Origin of the sequence: Thioclava sp. DLFJ4-1 (genome assembly GCF_002020145.1) — a bacterium.
Classification (GTDB): domain Bacteria; phylum Pseudomonadota; class Alphaproteobacteria; order Rhodobacterales; family Rhodobacteraceae; genus Thioclava; species Thioclava sediminum.
In genome coordinates, this window is the sequence record NZ_MPZT01000007.1 from 26,342 (window position 1) to 40,605 (window position 14,264).

Sequence of the window (14,264 nt, forward strand, 5' to 3'; positions counted from 1 at the left end):
GTCTCCGGATTGGGGGCGACCCTGCGACAACGGGTGTCGCCGGTTGTTGAGGTCAGCTGACGGTCACGTCGACGGCATGGGCGCGCCAGCCGTTGTTGCCATAGCCGCGTTCATTCGGCGGAAAGGTCTCGGGCTGGCTATCGCCCGCTTCGTTAGTGGCGCGGCTTGCCAGCATATGTGTGCCTTCGGACAGTTCTGTGATCATCACGAAGGGCCGCCAGGCATATGGGCCAAGGTCCGGGCCAAGAAACTGTGCCTCTGCCCAGTTTTGCCCGCCGTCGGTCGACACCTCGATCTTGTCCAGACCGCTGACTCCCCCCATGGCGACGCCGTGGATCTGCACCTTACCCGTCGCCGCATCCATCAGAGGCCCAGTGATCCAAGACTTGACGACCATTTCGTACATTGACGGCTGCGAGGGATCGCCCTTTTCTCCCACAGAGCGCACGCGGTAGCTTGTTTGCTGGATCTTATTGGGCGATTCCTCGACCGTCATTGCCAGACGCTTGATATACTTGACGTTGTTCACGCCGTAGTACCCCGGAATGACCAGCCGCAGGGGGCCGCCATGGGCAAGCGGCAAAGGCTCACCGTTCATCTCCCACGCCAGGATCGCCTGATCCATCGCTGCCTTTGGAACCGATCGTTCAACCTGAATTGTCTCGGGTGGCAGGCCGTCCGGGATCTCTTCGCCACCCGTACCGGTCAGGAACACGGAGTCCGCATCCGCGCCGCCCATCGCCTCGATCACCGCGCGCACCGGCACGCCGGTCCAGACCACGTTGCCCGCGGCACCGACCGACCATTGCGACCCGCTCGCCTCGTGATCGAAAAAGGCGCGACCATTGCCCGAACATTGCAACACACAGACGACCGTTTCGACTCCGATCTTTTTCAGGTCGCCCACGGTCAGTGAGCCGGGGTTGGCAACGCCGTCGATCTCGATCTCCCACGCATCGCGGTCGGCGACGATCTCTTCGGACGGGGCGGGCAGGTTGTTGCGGATGTAGAGTTCATCGCTCGGCGTGATCAGCTCAGTGCCCTGAACCGCGCGCTTCGTCTCGAGTGTCTGTTTCGAATGGACGATGAAATCGTTGGGGTCCTTCCAGGCCACGTAATCGGGCAGCGGATCGGTCGCGTCCTGCGCGATCGCCGAGCCGCCGACCGCAGCCGCGGCCACGGTTCCGGCCGAGCCGATTAGAAAGTGGCGACGCTTCACTTGTGTCTGAAAATTCATTGCTTTCCTCCCATGGTTTAGGGCACCGCGTTCCATGGCATACAGCACCCTTATGATTGAAAGACGTCCGGCCGATTGTCTTTATTCCCGCCACCCGCAAAAAAAATCGGCCACGCGCGTGGCCGATTTCCTGAATTCCGGTTTTTAAGGGTGGATCAGCGACGCCAGCCTTCGGTCGCCATGAGGTCCTGCGCCTCCTCGGTGACGAGGAAATCGAGAAATTGCTGTGCTTCCGGATCGGCATCGGGCGACAACACGACGTTCACGTCGCGGTAGATCACCCGGTCCTCGGCCAGTTCGATCATGTCGAGGTCGTCCTTGGTGATCGGCCAGTTGGGCCAGGTGATCCACGCGTCGGCATCACCGCCGGATATGACCCCGTAGGAGGCACCCGAGCCAAGCGCATAGGCCACGATGTTGCGCCGCAGGGCGGCGATGTCATCAAGGTTCCCCAAACGGCCCGCCACGTCTTCCCATGTGCCGGTGCCCGAGGTGTTGTAGACCCCTGCGCCCTCGGTCACGACAACCCGCACCCCGTCGGCCAAAAGGTCATCGAAGTCTTCGATGCCCATCGGGTTTCCGGCCTGCACCGCGATCACCGTCGGACGCAGGTAGATCGGCTCGACTTTCGCCGGATCGAAGGCGGTATAGGTCAGCAGGAAGGCGGTCATCGACTGTTCGGAGGTACCCCAGAGAATATCCGCATCCTTCTGGGCATCCGCAGTCCACTTCGACTCCGGGCCAGCGATCACTTCGACCTTGGTGCCGGTCTGCTCTTCAAAGACGGCCGCGACCTTCCGGAACGCCGTGTGCGGTCCGCCAGCGCCGTAAAGCTTCACGACGCCATCCTTCGGCGCGTGTTGGATGGATGGGTCGTTGAACGGCGTATCACCGCGGCGGTCGGCAGCAGTGTCGGCCAACGCCGGCGCAGCGGCGAGGATTGTGGTGGCGAGAAGTGTCGTCAGTCGCATGGCATCTCCTGTCAGGTCGTGTACCGACCACCCCCGGTCGGAGTGGCCTTCACAGGACTGACGGGCGGAGATGCAGAACCCTTCCGGGTTTTTTGTTCACGCCTGCGTGAGGTCAGGTTGGCGCGCCGGGATCTTCGAACTGCGCCTGAAGCAGATGCGCGATTTCCAGAAGGCGCGCACGTGGCAATGCCCCGGTCAAGGCATAGGCGAACTCCGTATCGCTCCAGTAGAACGCCTGCTCGGTAGCCGTTTCAGCAAATCGGAAGCTCGGATCGCCTTCGCTGCCGCGTCGCAGATAAAGCGTCAGGCGCTGACCGTTGCCGTCTTCATACATCAATTGCGCCGCTGGTTCGGTGGGCGAGGGGAGGAGCCGCCCACCGACCAGCGACAGGCGCGCGACCCGCAGGTCGGGGATAGCGAAAGGCCGACCAAGCCGATTGGTCAGCCAGGTGGCCAGATGGCCCTTGTTCTCGCCCCCGACCTCCACCGGGTGCGCGACTTCGACAACAAAGGTGCGATGTGCGGCGAAGGCTTCGGCCACAAGGCCCGATGTCGGTTGTGGAACTGCGTCGGGGCGCAGGACCCAACCTGCCGCACCGCCGATCATCAGCGCCATCGCAACCGACGCAGCCCATGCCAACGGCATGTGCTTGCGCGGGTCAGTCGCCGGAAGCGCTGCTGGTTGTTGATCGCTAACCAGCCCAGCGAAGGCACGGCGCAGATCGCGGGCGATGGCCATGTCGGCTTCCACCCGATGCGCGGCTTCTGGCGTGTCGTTCAGATAGGCTTCGACCTGGCTTCTCCGATCGGGCGTCAGGGCGTCGTCCACGTAGGCTACAAGATCTTCTTCACGGATATCCTTCGGCGCGCGCGTCATGTTACGCTCCTCAGTTTCGGGGAGGCCTCGCCGGTGGCCTCGCGCAAGGCGGCGCGGGCCCGGCTCACGCGACTCAGGATCGTGCCTTCGGGCACGCCAAGCGTCTGGGCGGCCTCGCGATAGGTGAAGCCTTCAACGCTGACCAGTATCAAGGCCGCCCGCTGATCCTCGGGCAGCGACATGACGCGCGCCAGCAGCCGGTTCAATTCGACATGGTTTTCCTGGGTCGGCGGTATCTCGGGCGGTGATGTCATGGTCTCAAGCGATTCCGTCTGACGTCGTTTCGCCCGCCGCCAGCCATCGACATGCAGATTGCGCATCATCGTGAAGAGCCAGGCCCGAAGCGGCACGCCTTCACGCCGCAGCGTCCACTTGCGCAAGGCCCGTTCCATGCAATCCTGCACGAGGTCATCGGCGGTATGCACGTCGCGCGTCAGCGTGATCGCGTACCGCTTCATGGCGTCGGCCTCTTGGGCAAGGGCGTGATGGGTCGGCATGGTGTCTCCGCTGCATGCATTCACCAAAGTGACGCCTGAGCCCACCGGTTTATTCCCAGAGATCTTTTCCAGATTGTCTATCACGGGTTCGTGAACGGAAACTTGGGAAGGGTTTCGAGCGGACAGTCGTGAACCCTACAAGCTCCGCCCGAAGCGGCGCTCCAACCGAATTCAAAGGAGAGTTCTGATGAACGTAACGAAGAAGACTATCGCCACAATCGCGGCCCTGACCGCCACCGCGTCCGTCGCCCTCGCTGACGGCCACGTGTCCGACGCGCTCGAAACCGCAGAACAGGAACTGAGTCACGCCGTCGTGGTCAAGTCCGTGACCGCCGCGGCAGATGGCTGGGTCGTGATCCACGCAATCAAGGACGGCAAGCCCGTCGTGCCGGCCTCGATCGGCCATACCTATGTCAAGGCAGGCATGACCGAGAACGTCTATGTGCCGCTGACCGGTGAATATGATGGCGACAAGGTCATCGCGATGCTGCACGTCGATGATGGCGAACTCGGCGTCTATGAATTCGGGCCCGGCAGCGTTGCGAACGACAAGCCGGTGGTTGTCGATGGTGGCCCATTGGTCAGCCCGATCTCGATCGACGACTGAACCTCTCACGGTCGGGTGCTCTTCGGATCGCCCGGCCAGATCGTTTTTTGGAGGTACAATATGTCGAACCTGGAACCGGACTCCGAGAAATCGAAACGATGGCACTGGGTCCCTTTGGCGGGCATGGCGGCGGCCGTCGCATTTGCGCTGTTTGCCGCGCTCTATGAAGATGCCTCGGAGCCGCTACCGAACGACGCCGCAAATGACATCGAACATTCGGAATAGAAACGTTTACAGCCATTTATGGCGAAAAGAGTGTGATTGGATTGTAGCTATAGACGCCCCCGATCTATGCGGATGTCCGATCGCAACTGATTGAATGAGGGCGAAATGACCGAAACAGTACTTCCTGAAAATACCGCCGAACAAAACGCGCCCCGGTCTCCTTGGGCCGGACTTGCGCTGACGGGCGCAATTGCAATGGCTGCATTCGGTTTGCGCTATCTTCCCGGCTTCAATCTGTTATCTCCGTTGATCCTGGCCATTCTGATCGGGATGGCTGTGCATAATCTGATCGGAACCCCCGCCGCCGCAAAACCTGGTGTGACATTCAGCCTGAAAAAGATACTGCGTGCCGGTATCATACTGCTCGGGCTGCAGCTGACCTTTGCACAGGTCGCCGCCGTGGGCTGGGTCGGCGTCGGCGTTATTGTGGCCACGCTCGTTGCTACCTTCTTCTTCACCAAATGGCTGGGACGTCAACTCGGGCTTGACGCGAAACTGACAGAGCTGATTGCGGCGGGCACATCCATCTGCGGCGCTTCGGCGGTGATCGCGACGAACACCGTGACCCGCGGAAGCGACGAAGACGTGGCCTATGCGGTTGCCTGCGTGACCGTATTTGGCTCGCTTTCTATGGTTCTCATCCCGGTGGCCGAAACGTTCCTGCAGCTTGGGCCGCACGCCTATGGCCTCTGGACCGGAGCCTCGATCCATGAAGTTGCGCAGGTCGTTGCCGCCGCCTTCCAGCAGGGCGAAGAGGCTGGGCATTTCGGAACAATCGCAAAGCTGACACGCGTCATGATGCTGGCTCCGATGGTGCTGATCCTCGGCTATTTTGCCGCGAAGCAAGTCGACGGAAAACAGGCCGGGGGCGCGCCCATTCCCTGGTTTGTGCTTGGCTTTGTCGGCATGGTCGGAATTGCCTCAACCGGTTGGGTGCCACAAGTTGTGGAACCGTGGACAACGGGCCTCACGCAGTTTCTGCTTGCGATGGCGCTGGCGGCGATGGGGCTTGAGACTGACATCCGAAAATTGGCGGCGGAAGGCGTGCGTCCCGCATTGCTCGGGGCCGCATCCTGGGTTTTCATCGTATTGCTCAGCCTCCTGCTTGTCCTGCTCACGCAGGGAGGCTGAGGTGATGGACAATCGCCAGAGTTTATCTCCAGCCTCTCGTAACTTTGATTGCTGGGAGCGCCATGCATGCTGACTGACTTTGATCCAGTGCTGCTCGCCAGGATGCAGTTCGCTTTCACGATGTCGTTTCACATTGTTTTTCCGGCCTTCTCGATCGGGCTGGCATCCTATCTTGCGGTACTCGAGGGCTTGTGGCTGAAAACAGGCCGCGAGGTATATTTGGATCTTTTCCACTACTGGAAGAAGATATTCGCGGTCGCCTTCGGTATGGGTGTCGTCTCGGGCATTGTGATGTCCTATCAGTTCGGAACCAACTGGTCGGTCTTCTCCGAGAAGGCCGGGCCGGTGGTGGGGCCGCTGATGGCCTACGAGGTGCTTTCGGCCTTTTTTCTCGAAGCCGGCTTCCTCGGGGTCATGCTCTTCGGAATGAAGCGTGTTGGCCGTGGGCTGCATTTCTTCGCCACCCTGATGGTTGCGCTTGGCACGCTGATGTCAGCCTTCTGGATTTTGTCGGTCAACAGCTGGATGCAGACCCCCGCGGGTCATGCCGTCACCGATGCCGGGCAGTTTGTGCCCGAAGACTGGCTGGCCGTCATTTTCAATCCGTCCTTTCCCTTCCGGCTGGTCCACATGGTGCTGGCGGCCTACCTGACGACGGCACTCGTGGTCGGCGGTGTTGCTGCCTGGCATCACCTGCGCGGTCGGTCGGGCCCTGCCAGCCGCAAGATGTTTTCGATGGCGATGTGGATGCTGGTTCTCGTGGCCCCACTTCAGATTTTTGCGGGCGACCAGCACGGACTGAACACGCTTGAACACCAACCCGCCAAGGTCATGGCGATGGAAGGTCATTTCGAAAGCCATCCGGACGGCGCGCCGCTGATCCTGTTCGGTTTGCCGGACCAGGACGCCGCGCAGGTCGATTACGCGCTCGAAGTTCCGAAGCTTTCTTCGCTCATTCTCAAACATGACTTGAACGCGCCCCTTGACGGGCTGGAAACGATCCCCCGCGAAAACTGGCCGCCGGTTGCGATTGTCTTCTGGTCGTTCCGCATCATGGTTTCGCTGGGCTTCGCAATGCTGGGTCTCGGCCTTATCAGCCTTTTTGCCCGGTGGCGCGGCAAGCTCCATGATTGGCGCGGCTTGCACATGGTTGCCCTCGCAATGGGTCCTGCAGGCTTCGTCGCGGTTCTGGCGGGATGGGTCACGACCGAGGTCGGGCGGCAGCCATTCACCGTTTACGGATTGCTCAGGACAGCGGATAGCGCCTCGCCGCTGGCTGTCCCGGCGGTGGGGACGTCACTGATTGCCTTTATCGTCGTCTATGCCGTGGTTTTCGCGGCCGGGACCTTCTACCTCTTGCGCCTGATGAACCACGCGCCCAAGCCCCACGAGCCAGGTCTCACGGGAGGGCAGCCAATTCGCGCGGCCGGGATCACGCCCGCAACTTCCATGGATCCGAATGCAGTGATGGGCCAGCGCGAGGAGAACGGCAAATGACTGGCTCGCTTGATCTCGCGACGAGCCTCGCCTTCGTCGTGGCCTTTTCAATTTTTGTGTACGTCGTGATGGACGGCTTCGACCTCGGTGTGGCGCTGCTCTTTCCGTTCTTTCCCGAGCGGCACGACAGGGACGTGATGATGAATTCGGTCGCACCAGTCTGGGATGGGAATGAAACCTGGCTCGTTCTCGGCGGCGGCGCACTTTTTGCGGCTTTCCCGCTTGCCTACGCGATCCTCATGCCCGCGCTCTATGCACCGATCATTGCCATGCTGCTTGGTCTCGTCTTTCGCGGCGTCGCGTTCGAGTTCCGCTGGCGGACCGAACGGGGCCGTTTCCTGTGGGACATCGCCTTCACGGGTGGTTCGCTTGTTGCAGCGTTTGCGCAGGGCGTGGCACTTGGCGCGATCCTGCAGGGGGTGACGGTAACAAAAAATGCCTATGGCGGCGGCTGGTGGGATTGGGCCACACCTTTCAGCGCGCTGACGGGTCTGGCGGTTGTGATCGGCTATGCACTTCTTGGAGCGACCTGGATTATCCTCAAGACCGGAGGCACGTTGCGCGACTATGCTTATACACTCGCAAACCGCCTGACATATACGACACTGGCTGCGATCCTGTTCGTCAGCGCGGTGACACCATTCCTCGAAGCGTCCTACTGGCAGAACTGGTTCGCTTGGCCGCGGATTTTGCTGACTGCACCGGTTCCGCTTGGGGTAGGCGTACTCGCCTGGCTCCTTTTGCGCCGCTTGGCCGAACGCCGTGACGCATGGCCCTTCCCGCTGACCTTAGCGCTGTTCGGGCTCTGCTTTGTCGGGCTTGGCGTTTCTATCTTTCCCTACATTGTGCTGGACACGGTCACCATCGCTCAGGCCGCCGCGCCACGCATGAGCCAAATCTTCATCCTGGTGGGAGTCGCCATCCTCATCCCGGTGATCCTGGCTTACACGGCCTATGCCTACTGGGTCTTCCGCGGAAAGATGGATCCGGACGAGGGGTATCATTGATGCCCGAACATGATCAGCCACCATTGCACAAGCGCCTGGCGTGGTTCGTCCTGCTGTGGCTTGCGGGGGTCGGGACTGTCGCCACCATTGCCTATGGGCTGCGGCTCTGGATCGGCGCATGAGGAAAAATGGCAATGCAACTTGAGACTATCGTGCGCGAATATCGGCACTGGCATCTGGCGATCGCGGTTACCGGCAATGCTCTCTTCGTGATCGGCTCTGTCTTGTTCTTCAAGATATTCGAGACGTGGCAAACGCTTGCTGTCTGGATGTTCGTCGTCGGCTCGGCGCTGATGTTCGTCGGCGCTCTCGGAGAGGTGACCAAGGCCGTCTATGAGAAGCGCGAACGCGATGGTGGTTGAGGCCACCGAGCTAAGCACACCGGCGGCTCGGGCGACCCGGTTGGCCGCGCTCGACGCGCCGCACATGCATCGCCTCAACGCCTATTGCCGCGGGCTTCAAAACCTCAGCCGGGATGTGCCTTGGTTCGATCCGCTGGACGGAGGGGAGGATGCAAGCGTTCTCATCTTGCTCGAACGACCAGCCAGGCGCGGGGAGCATCCCCGGTTCGTGTCCCGCGACAATCCGTCACCAACGCAGCGCAACCTCAAACGCGCGCTTGATCGCGCAGGCCTCGAACGGTCAACAACGTTATTGTGGAATATTGTGCCCTGGCTTGCGCCGTCGAGTTTGACACGTAATCGCCGCCTGACCGCGTCCGAGCTTGCGGACGGTCTCGATCAATTGCCTGCGCTCTTTTGTCTACTGAAGAACTTGCAGGTAATTGTCCTGGCGGGACGATGGGCGGGTAAGGCGAACCCGGCGATTGCGGGTCTTGGTAAAGAGATTCCGGTCATCGAAATCCCGCATCCAAGCTCTTTCTATGTGAATACCGATCCTGAAATCCAGTTCAGGATCGATAAGGGCCTTAAATCCGTGGCCGGGATCATTGGTCAATCACCGCATGGATCAGTTGCCGCTGAGGTTTGAGCCGATGAACCACGCATCCTTGTCGACGATGCGGCTGGCCTCGGTGAAGAGATCGGCGGTGTCCTCGTCACCGGCATCTCCTGCTGTGCCGATGGCGTCTCTGAGCGACGCCGCGACCACGTCGTAGCGATCGGTCAAGGCGCGCAAGTGATCTTGGATATCGGTGATGTCCGTCGGATAGGGCTCGAGTGTCGAACCCTCGATCACGGTTTGCGTCGTCCCGCGCGCAAGGCCGCCAAGGATGACCGCACGTTCGGCAATTGTATCAAGAATGTCTCGTAGATGCGCGACCGTTGTGTCGAGCAGTTCGTGGACACCGATGAAGCCGGTGCCCTTCAGGTTCCAATGGGCCTGCTTGACCGCAAGCGATAGGTCGATGACCAGGCTGAGGTTGCTGTTGAGCAGTTCGACCATCTTGACCGAAGTGGGATCGTCGAGGCCGCTGGCGTACTTCCGGGGCATGTTAACTCTCCTTATCTGATCGATCGGTATCTTCGGGTGGCGTCTCGTGCATCGGTCTTTCGTTCCCGTATGCCTTTCGGCGGTGACGGTCGGCATGGGCGGTTTCGTCACGCATGAACCGGTGTTTCGGTGCCTCGAACCACGCCTTCGCACCGGGAACGAAAATCCGCGCAATCAGAAAACCCGCGATCAGCAGCGTGGCGGTAACGACGATCAAGTTGGCGATCATTGCGCATTCTCCTCCGCTGATGTGTCGTAGAACGTCCGTACATATCGCGCGACCTGCTCGATCTCCTCAGCCGACAATTTCGTGTCCCAGCGGGGCATGGATGTGCCGGGCACGCCCTCGGTCAGCACCTTGATCGCGTAGTCGAGGGAGGGGAGCTCTTCGTGAAAGTTGGAGGGTGCAGGGGCCAGCGCGCCTGCGGACGGGCCATCGCCCCGTCCATTGTTGCCGTGGCAGACAACGCAATTCTGTGCATAGATGCCGGCGCCAGCAAAGGCATCCGGCGTCCTTTCCTCGGCGGCCACGTTGCGAGGAAGGGTTTCGACATAGGCGGCGATCGCCGACAGGTCTGCGACTGGCAGACGAGACCAGCCTGGCATGGCGGAACCCTCGACGCCATTCCACAGAACCACCGACAAGCGGTCGTCGGAAAGCCGGACCTCCGCCAAGTTGCGGGGATGCGGCAGAAACGCGTCCGAGGAGGGGCCATCGCCCAAGCCCTCGGCCCCGTGGCAGCCCGCGCAATTTGCTTCGAAGAGCGCCTTGCCGCGTCCTGGCAGCCGCGCGTCGACATCGCTTAGCAACAGGTCAGGGGCGCGTCCCTCTGCGCTCGTGGTCAACGGCTCTGCTTCCCCGGCGAGGATGCGGTTGCGCCCAAGCGCTTCGAGGTAAGCCACTAGATCGATGGCCTCCTGCGTCGGTTCGGTGGCGGACCCGTCAAAGAGCCATGGGAACGCCGGCATGTTCGACCGCGGCACGACCGAGCGAGGATCGTAGAGATGCGCGAACTGCCAGTCGGCGGGGCGACGCCCGGCTTCCCGGCTGAGGTCGGGCCCGATCCGGCGGGTGCCCCACATCTGCGGCGTATCTTGTGCGGTCTCCCAGGCCTGGCTGGCCGGGCCGAAGCGGTTTTCATCGGCGGGGAGCGCGCGGATCATCTGGGAATGGCAGTAGGCGCAGCCTTCGCGGGCATAGACATCACGCCCCCGCGCTTCGGCCACCGTATAGGTGATCGCTCCCACGGGCGTGGTCCGTTCGATCGTTGCGGCTACCTCCCGAGAGGGCCAGACGGCGAGTGCAAGAAAAGAGAGCGCGAAGAAGCCCAGCCCGGCGAGGCCGGTCACAGCATAGGCCCCGCGAAGCCAGCGATTGCGCCGCGCGTGGGAGTAAATGTTGATGTCTTGGAACTTCGCGGCACCCTGGCTTGAATCATGGGTGTCTTGGGCTGCGATCCGCTGACCGGTCGTCATCGCCAAGATCAGCGCGCCGAAACCCAGGATGATTGGAACACCGGTCAGCGTGCGGATGACCCAATAGGGGCGCGACGCCTCGACGCTATCTAGCCACGGACCTCCGCCCTGCCATAACTGGCCCTGAATCATCCCGGCAATCGTCAGGACCAAGACCATGGCCAGTAGTCCGAATGACAGGAGCCAGAAGGACCACGTCGCGAGGTGCGGATTGTATCGCACCCCGACCGTGTTGCGCCATGCGTAGAGCATGCCGCCGACGGCAATGAAGCTCGCGAACCCTAGCAGGGCGAGATGCGAATGCCCTATAACCCAGTCGCTGAAATGAATGTAGCGGTTGAATGGCATGAGCGCCTGTGACGAGCCTTGCAGGCTGACGACGAGGTAGAACACGATGCCGAGCCAGACGAAGCGAAGCGCCGGATCACCGGTGACCTTCCCGCCGAGGCCCCGCAGGGTCATCATCAGGTTCGTCACTACAATGATGACGGCAACGCCCAGATAGACAGAGGCCACAACGGCGGCTTTCTGCATCTCCAAGGGGATGGAGGAAAACAGGTAGTGGTGCAAGCCATTGAGCGGATAGACGAAGAACAGAAGCCAGAAGCCGATCATCGACAAAAAGTGGCTCCAGATCGCCCGACCGCTGGCGGCGGGGATGACGTAGTAGGCGATGCCGACCGCGAGAGGCGTGACCCACAGTCCGACCGCATCGTGGATCCAGAGCCCGCTATAGGACGCGCCCTCCGCACCGGGCCGGAATTCCGGCACGAAATTTCCGACCGCATAGGCGAAGATCGTGAAGGTTATGCCGCCGAGGAAATACCAGCCCGAGACATAGAGATCGGCCATCCGAGTCCGGAAGAACGGCACGACGAACTGGACGAAAAGAAGCGCCATCGCCGCGATCAGCACCCCGTCGATGATGATCGGGAACTCGGCCCATTCGAGCGGTTGGCTGTACCCTGCCAGGACCAGCGCCCAGCCCGGCAGCACGGCCAAAAGATTCCAAGCGACGAAAATGACCCAGCCCAATGACGTGCTTGTGACGGATCGACCGGCCAGTCGCGGCACGCCGTAATAAAGAAACGCGATGAATGCGTTGCTCAGCCAGCCAAAGAAGATGCCCTGCGTGTGGGCATAGCGCACCCGGCCCCAGGTCAGCTCCGCTGTCTCACCCAGAAATCCGGGCCAGTTCATCTTGGTCGCGACAATAATCCCGAACAGCGCCGAGATGATGACCATGGAGAGCGCGGCATAGACATGCGCGCGAACAAGAGATGTTGTGACTTGCGGTGCCGCCCGATGATTTTCGTTCGCACTTTCAAAGGTCGCGTCTGTCATTGGCCGTCCCCGCTGGTGTCTGTGCCCTTGATAAAAGTCAGGTAATCGATGATCAGATCCTGGTCGTCTGCGGTGACATGAGCACCGAAGGTGCCGACCATTTTGTGGACGATCTCGGCCCATTGCTCGCGCGAAAAGTCTGGTTGATCGGTGATCAGGCGCGGCGAGTGGCAGACGACGCAATTGACCTCGACAGCTTCCAGCCCCGGACCCGGTGGCAAGATCGGCTGCAGATGCGGCAATTCGATTGTTTTGGATGTGGCGGCAGTGATCGGTCTGACCTGTCCGGCCTCGGCTGCTGGCGTCCCCATTTGCGCCGTTTCAATGTCTGATCGTCCGCTATCGACACCGTAAAAAGCGAAGTAGATCGCGACCAGCAGAAGCGGGATGGCGATCATCAGCGCGGGCCCGTCGAGCCGGCGGCGCGTCTCGTCGTATTCGCGGCTGACTTCGGACGGGTCCTTCGGGGCGGGATGTTTGTTGGCCATCAGCCTTCCTCCTGCCCTGTGATCGTGACATCGACTGTCTCGATCACGTTGCGCATGTAGCCGCCATGGTTCCACTTCGCATCCACGGGCTGCGTTTCGCCGTCATTGCTTGTTGCGCGGACCTTCAGCTGGTAGGCACCCGGCGTCGTCGGGGTCCATTCGGCGCGCCAGCGCCGGAACGCGTAGCCGCCCATGTCATCTCCGAGCGTGGCTTCTTGCCAGGTCCCGCCGCCGTCCAGCGAGTACTCGACCGATGCGATGCCGCTTCCACCGTCGAACGCGACGCCCTCCAGCGGGATGGTGGCGCCGTTCGCAAATTCGGTTTCGCCGGTCTTCTCGCTCGGGTGCACCCAGAAGGAGCGGGTGTTGAATCGGTTGATGGGAACCGTGTTCTTGGCCAGATCATTCGGCGCCTCGGAGGCATTGGCATTGTCGGGGATATGATAGGCCTTGGCCATCCAGAAACCGTCGAACATGGTATCCGTCACGGTGATCTCCGACAGGCACTTCACCCAGTAGGTGGCGTACCAGCCCGGCACGATCAGCCGCATGGGAAAACCGTTTAGAAGTGGCAGTTCCTCACCGTTCATTTCGTAGGCCAGCAGGATCTCTGGCTGCATCGCGTGATCGACGTCGAGCGCCTTGACAAAGTCGGGCGTCGCGGGAAGCGGACCGGTATCAAGACCGTTGAACGTGACCTGCACGGCGCCGGACTTCATTCCCGCGCGTTCCAGGACGTCCGACAGACGCACGCCCTTCCAGCGCACGTTGGCCATCGCCCCGTCTCCCCATTGTCCGCCGGGGACACGGGGCGCGAAATACCGTCGCGAGTTGCCTGAGCATTGGATGACGGCCACGAATTCCTGTGCGGGCATCGTGCGGATGTCGTCCATGCTCAGCGAAAGTGTCTCGTTGACATGGCCGCCCACCCGCAATGTCCAGGTGTTCAGGTCGACATGGGTCGGGATGGGTTGCAAGTGCCAGCGGACGAACATCGCCTCATTGGGGGTCAGATCCTCCTTGAAGTACCGCCAAGGCGTCTCAAGCTGCGGCGCACGATCATTCAGCAGCCGCAACGCAGTTTTTTCTGGGAACCGGGCGACGGGATCGTCATAGGGCGGACCGGCCATAGCCATTCTGGCACCAAGCGCGGACACACACATGCCGGCGGTCGATGCGAGTAGAGCGCGACGTGAGATCGCTTGCTGAGCGCCTTGTTTTGTTTCGTGCACCGTCACGTCCTTCTGCAGCCTACACTGAAGGGACGTTTTTCAAGCCTCGATTATTCCCTTGTCGAAACAGGTTTCTCCGCCCGTTGGCATATTTCAGGGGATGGGTGGCGGTCAGTTCTTGTCGACGATCGGCCCCTCAGTGCGCTTTGGGCAGCTCCGGCATCACTTTCGCAGGACATTCCAAAGGTATGTCGCGACCAGAACCACCAAAACCCAAGTAGAA

General features: G+C 61.2%; 17 protein-coding genes. 8 read left to right on the plus strand and 9 right to left on the minus strand.

Translation table 11 applies throughout. From position 1 onward, the window contains the following. Positions 1 to 52: 52 nt before the first annotated feature. The 4 genes from BMI85_RS19995 to BMI85_RS20010 all read right to left on the minus strand — a co-directional run bounded on the left by BMI85_RS19995 (position 53) and on the right by BMI85_RS20010 (position 3,666). Positions 53 to 1,273 carry a sulfite oxidase gene (locus BMI85_RS19995; protein WP_246832606.1) on the minus strand — a complete coding sequence of 407 codons (1,221 nt, stop codon included), beginning with the start codon at positions 1,271 to 1,273 and terminating at the stop codon, positions 53 to 55. A gap of 119 nt (positions 1,274 to 1,392) precedes the next feature. Continuing rightward, the gene (locus BMI85_RS20000) at positions 1,393 to 2,208 is read right to left on the minus strand and encodes an extracellular solute-binding protein (RefSeq protein ID WP_078602541.1); all 816 of its coding nucleotides are present in this window, start codon (positions 2,206 to 2,208) and stop codon (positions 1,393 to 1,395) included. 112 nt (positions 2,209 to 2,320) lie between these two features. After that, entirely contained in the window at positions 2,321 to 3,085 is a 765-nt protein-coding gene (locus tag BMI85_RS20005; protein WP_078602542.1) for an anti-sigma factor, read from the minus strand. Further along, positions 3,082 to 3,666, minus strand: coding sequence for a sigma-70 family RNA polymerase sigma factor (locus BMI85_RS20010; protein ID WP_210402382.1), 585 nt, complete (start codon positions 3,664 to 3,666; stop codon positions 3,082 to 3,084). The genes BMI85_RS20005 and BMI85_RS20010 overlap by 4 nt, the downstream gene beginning before the upstream one ends. A 103-nt stretch (positions 3,667 to 3,769) precedes the next feature. On the opposite strand from BMI85_RS20010, the gene BMI85_RS20015 reads away from it, so the two are divergent. The 8 genes from BMI85_RS20015 (at position 3,770) to BMI85_RS20040 (ending at position 9,039) form a co-directional block, all read left to right on the plus strand. Then, complete coding sequence (locus tag BMI85_RS20015; protein WP_067262795.1) at positions 3,770 to 4,189, plus strand: hypothetical protein; 420 nt, start codon at positions 3,770 to 3,772, stop codon at positions 4,187 to 4,189. A gap of 60 nt (positions 4,190 to 4,249) precedes the next feature. Further along, positions 4,250 to 4,414: a hypothetical protein gene (locus BMI85_RS21510; RefSeq protein WP_168174824.1), complete on the plus strand. Its 165-nt coding sequence runs from the start codon at positions 4,250 to 4,252 to the stop codon at positions 4,412 to 4,414. A 105-nt stretch (positions 4,415 to 4,519) separates the two neighbouring features. Further along, the gene (locus BMI85_RS20020; protein WP_078602543.1) at positions 4,520 to 5,545 is read left to right on the plus strand and encodes a YeiH family protein; all 1,026 of its coding nucleotides are present in this window, start codon (positions 4,520 to 4,522) and stop codon (positions 5,543 to 5,545) included. Positions 5,546 to 5,611: 66 nt separating this feature from the next. Next, positions 5,612 to 7,042 (plus strand): cytochrome ubiquinol oxidase subunit I, encoded by a 1,431-nt coding sequence (locus tag BMI85_RS20025; protein WP_078602544.1) that lies wholly within the window; start codon positions 5,612 to 5,614, stop codon positions 7,040 to 7,042. After that, a complete protein-coding gene (cydB, locus tag BMI85_RS20030) occupies positions 7,039 to 8,049 on the plus strand; it encodes a cytochrome d ubiquinol oxidase subunit II (RefSeq protein ID WP_078602545.1) in 1,011 nt (336 codons plus the stop codon). Before BMI85_RS20025 ends, cydB begins: the two co-directional genes overlap by 4 nt. Then, positions 8,049 to 8,171 (plus strand): DUF2474 family protein, encoded by a 123-nt coding sequence (locus BMI85_RS21585; protein WP_143595209.1) that lies wholly within the window; start codon positions 8,049 to 8,051, stop codon positions 8,169 to 8,171. Before cydB ends, BMI85_RS21585 begins: the two co-directional genes overlap by 1 nt. Positions 8,172 to 8,183: 12 nt before the next feature. Beyond that, the gene (locus BMI85_RS20035; RefSeq protein ID WP_210402383.1) at positions 8,184 to 8,411 is read left to right on the plus strand and encodes a YrhK family protein; all 228 of its coding nucleotides are present in this window, start codon (positions 8,184 to 8,186) and stop codon (positions 8,409 to 8,411) included. After that, complete coding sequence (locus tag BMI85_RS20040) at positions 8,401 to 9,039, plus strand: uracil-DNA glycosylase (protein ID WP_210402384.1); 639 nt, start codon at positions 8,401 to 8,403, stop codon at positions 9,037 to 9,039. Before BMI85_RS20035 ends, BMI85_RS20040 begins: the two co-directional genes overlap by 11 nt. Here BMI85_RS20040 and dps read toward each other — a convergent pair. Genes dps through BMI85_RS20065 form a run of 5 tightly spaced genes read right to left on the minus strand, consistent with a single transcriptional unit; the run spans position 9,019 to position 13,939 of the window. Further along, positions 9,019 to 9,501, minus strand: coding sequence for a DNA starvation/stationary phase protection protein Dps (dps, locus tag BMI85_RS20045; protein ID WP_078602548.1), 483 nt, complete (start codon positions 9,499 to 9,501; stop codon positions 9,019 to 9,021). The two genes, BMI85_RS20040 and dps, sit on opposite strands and share 21 nt — an antisense overlap. Position 9,502: 1 nt before the next feature. After that, positions 9,503 to 9,730 (minus strand): hypothetical protein, encoded by a 228-nt coding sequence (locus BMI85_RS20050; RefSeq protein WP_078602549.1) that lies wholly within the window; start codon positions 9,728 to 9,730, stop codon positions 9,503 to 9,505. Next, positions 9,727 to 12,321 (minus strand): cbb3-type cytochrome c oxidase subunit I, encoded by a 2,595-nt coding sequence (locus tag BMI85_RS20055; RefSeq protein ID WP_078602550.1) that lies wholly within the window; start codon positions 12,319 to 12,321, stop codon positions 9,727 to 9,729. The genes BMI85_RS20050 and BMI85_RS20055 overlap by 4 nt, the downstream gene beginning before the upstream one ends. Beyond that, on the minus strand, positions 12,318 to 12,809 hold the full coding sequence (locus tag BMI85_RS20060; protein ID WP_078602551.1) for a hypothetical protein: 492 nt from the start codon (positions 12,807 to 12,809) through the stop codon (positions 12,318 to 12,320). Before BMI85_RS20060 ends, BMI85_RS20055 begins: the two co-directional genes overlap by 4 nt. Then, complete coding sequence (locus tag BMI85_RS20065; RefSeq protein ID WP_210402385.1) at positions 12,809 to 13,939, minus strand: molybdopterin-dependent oxidoreductase; 1,131 nt, start codon at positions 13,937 to 13,939, stop codon at positions 12,809 to 12,811. Before BMI85_RS20065 ends, BMI85_RS20060 begins: the two co-directional genes overlap by 1 nt. Positions 13,940 to 14,264 lie beyond the last annotated feature (325 nt).